Annotated in this window: 2 protein-coding genes; both read right to left on the bottom strand. The window is 60.5% G+C overall.

What is annotated here, in order from left to right; genetic code table 11:
* A partial coding sequence (locus P7F28_RS08110) for an MFS transporter (protein WP_277183997.1) occupies window positions 1-926 on the bottom strand: 926 nt, incomplete at its 3' end.
* Between the two features lie 13 nt (window positions 927-939).
* Window positions 940-1,360: hypothetical protein (locus P7F28_RS08105; RefSeq protein ID WP_277183996.1), on the bottom strand; the 421-nt coding region annotated here is incomplete at its 5' end.

Below are 1,360 nucleotides of genomic sequence, written 5' to 3'. Positions count from 1 at the left end.
CCCGCCCCCCAATCACGGGAGAACAGCAGCGCCGCGATCACGAAACAGCCGCACATCACAGCGTGCCCGATCATCATCAGAGATCGCCAGTTCGCGCGCTGAAACCAACCCATACCCATCCACGAGGTGGCGATGCCGATCAGTGCGTTCGTGATATAGAACGGCCTGACGCCGTTATAGCCGTGCGCGCCCTGCGAAAACGTGAGCGGAATGAATACGTAGATTTGCGTGTACACCGTCCAGAACGGCACGAGCGCCCAGCACAGCCGGCGGAAGCGCTTGTCTTCAAACGCGGTCAGCAAACCGCGCAGCGGGTGCGTCTCGACTGTCTTGCGTGTTCTCCGCTCTGCGACCCAGGGGGCTGCCAGCGCAAGCGCCGCAAAGATCACGCCGCTCGCAAGAAACGGCAATGTGGAGTTTGTCGCGGGCACGGCGAGCAGCAGTGCCGGACCAATCAATGCCCCGAGATTGAGCGCCAGATTGTTCAATGCAAAGACCTTCGGCCGCACCGCAGCGTCGAGCGAACCGAAGACCGAATACGCGGTGGTTTCGTAAAGAGCCGCGCCGAGTCCAGACAGGAATGCCCACATTATCAAGCCTGGAACGGACTGCGCGAAGGCTAATCCGACAAACCCCACCGCACGGCACACCAGACCAAGCGTCGTTAGCAGCCGACTGCTGAATCGATCGGTTGACGCACCAAGTACTAGCGGTAACAGCCGGCTTGCCAGCAAATTCACCGTCAATACACTGGCGACGCTGCTCGCGTCGAGATGGCGCTCCATATTCAGGAATGCGGCGAGCAATGGCAGAGATCCGAACACCGACAGATTCACCAGGAACTGGAGGATCAGCAGGATCCGCGTCGAAACCGATACCCCTTCGACGATTCCGGCGAGCCATGCGCCCGGACGCGTGAACTTCATTGTATGCATCGCGTTACCTCGGCAATGCGGCCGGTTCCTTGGCCGTAGCAATCCCGCAGTGAAACTCGTTCTCAAGCGCGAGTGCGTCGGCGGGGTTCCGCGCATACACCATGTACTCGATTGTGCCGGTACCTAGGATATCCTCTGTGAGCACGACGACGCCCGATTCGTTGCCACGTCCTCTCAGTGACCGCGAGGCGTCCAGGGCCCGGCCCAAATCACAAACGGGAACCCGATTTCTCGTCACCACGGTATGCGTGGAAAGATAGTCCGGACCCACCAGCGCGCGCAGGATCACGTCGAAGTGACTGCAGCCGCCGCTGCGGCCGTTGACCTCCGTAAAGACGATCTCCCTGCAGTCGGTCACGATGGCGTCGAAGTTCGCGCGCCCAATGAATCCAAGACGCTGCGAGATCGACGCGAGCACATCGCTT

Source organism: Caballeronia sp. BR00000012568055 (assembly GCF_029439455.1).
GTDB lineage: Bacteria > Pseudomonadota > Gammaproteobacteria > Burkholderiales > Burkholderiaceae > Caballeronia.
The sequence above is the reverse complement of the archived record's forward strand: the minus strand, read 5'-3'. Positions and strand labels throughout refer to the sequence as shown.